2 protein-coding genes are annotated in these 1,898 nt (G+C 60.6%); both read right to left on the minus strand.

Going from position 1 to position 1,898, the window contains the following annotated elements:
* Positions 1-173 precede the first annotated feature (173 nt).
* Complete coding sequence (locus tag EDF70_RS29830) at positions 174-1,163, minus strand: aldo/keto reductase (RefSeq protein ID WP_132281922.1); 990 nt, start codon at positions 1,161-1,163, stop codon at positions 174-176.
* Positions 1,164-1,177: 14 nt separating this feature from the next.
* On the minus strand, positions 1,178-1,898 hold a 721-nt coding region (locus EDF70_RS29835), incomplete at its 5' end, for an MFS transporter (protein ID WP_132281924.1).

Raw genomic sequence — 1,898 nt, forward strand, 5'->3', positions numbered from 1 at the left:
TTTTGTCGTTCTGGGAAACAACTCTTTCAGCGGTTGATCGAACGCCCCGTCGACAAAGCCTGGGGCGTGTAGGAAAAATCGGTCTCGAATGGATAAGTAGGCGCAGGAGATGTCGATCTCCCGGGACTTGCTCATTGCATCGAACTCGAAACTGGCGGACGATATGCCCCATGTCAGAGACCGGTCATCTTCAGGACAGCTTCGGGCAGGCGCTCGCCAACGACTTCGAACTTCGCGAGCGCTGACGCGATCTCTTGAAGGTCTGCAGGCGTCAGTTCGAGATCGACGCTGCCCATATTCTCCTTGAGGCGATGTTCCTTCGTGGTGCCTGGGATCGGCACGACCCATGGCTTCTGGGCGAGCAGCCAGGCGAGCGCGACCTGCGCGGGGGACGAGCGCTTGTTCTCGGCGATAACCGTGATTGCGTCGACCAGCGCAAAATTCGCCTTGCGGGCCTCGGGTGTCAGCCTCGGAACGGCGTTGCGGAAGTCGGTCGGGTAGAACTTGGTGTTTTCGTCGATCTTGCCCGTCAGGAAACCTGCGCCGAGCGGGGTGAAGGGTACGAAACCGATCCCCAGTTCTTCGAGAGTGGGCAGCAGTTCGACTTCCGGGCCACGCCAGAAGAGCGAGTATTCGCTCTGGACAGCCGCGACCGGCTGGACGGCGTGTGCCTTGCGGATCGTGCCGACGCCTGCCTCCGAGAGGCCAAAATGCTTGACCTTGCCCTCGGCGATCAGGTCCTTTACCGCACCCGCCACATCCTCGATCGAAACGGCGGGGTCGACGCGATGCTGGTAGAAGAGATCGATACGGTCGGTCTTGAGCCGCCTCAGGCTTGCTTCGGCGACGGCCTTGATATGCTCCGGACGGCTGTTGGTACCACCACGACGTTCACCTGTTTCCAGATCGATATCGAACCCGAACTTGGTGGCGATCACCACCTTGTCGCGGATCGGGGCAAGAGCCGCGCCGACGAGTTCCTCGTTGACGAAGGGGCCGTATGCCTCGGCGGTATCGAAGAAGGTCAGGCCTTCGTCATAGGCGAACCGCATCAGCTTGATCATCTCGTCCTTGTCGGCTGCATGGCCATAAGCCGAACTCATGCCCATGCAGCCGAGACCGAGGGCGGAGACTTCGAGGTTTCCGAGTTTTCTGGTTTTCATTGTCATTTCCTTGGTCAGGCCGCGCATTTGGCTGACGCGGCTTGGTCTTCAGACAAAGCCTGTCGCCGCGCGGCTGGTACGATGGTGAAAAGCGAGATCAGCAATGTCGCCGCCAGCATGACGGTGCCGGCATCGAAAGCGTGGGAAACCCGGTAGGCCGTCAGGTCGGCTCCCGTCAGGCCCGAAGAACCGATCGCCGCTATGGCGATGAGAACGCTAAGCCCCACGGAGCTGCCGATCTGATGTGCGACGTTTACCGCACCGGAGGCGGCACCCGCATCCTCACGATCGACACGCGCCACACCGGACGAGGTGAGGGGGCTCAAGGTCAGGCCCTGGCTGATACCGATCAGGATCATCGGCATTGCGACGGCGGTCCAGTAGTTCGATCCGACGCCGGCGCGGCTGAGCCATGCCATGGCCACTATGCCGGTCAGCATGCCCGCGATCAGGATCGTGTTGCGACCAAAGCGCCGGATAAGTCGTGGAACGATGATGGCGATCGGGACGTGCAGCATCGTGGCCGGGACGAAGGCTAGTCCTGCCAGCGCGGGACGCAGACCAGCAACCTGCTGCAGGTACAGCGTGGTGAAGAAAAAGAAGCCAACCATCGCGCTGATATAAAGGGCACGACCCGCATAGAGGTGGCTCGGGAAATCTGCACAGCGGGGATAAGTGGAATTTCTGCCTGACTTCGGCTTAGATGCCGGGAACAGGAGATACCATGACGAGACG

This window comes from Neorhizobium sp. JUb45 (genome assembly GCF_004343585.1).
In the GTDB taxonomy this organism is placed as follows: domain Bacteria; phylum Pseudomonadota; class Alphaproteobacteria; order Rhizobiales; family Rhizobiaceae; genus Neorhizobium.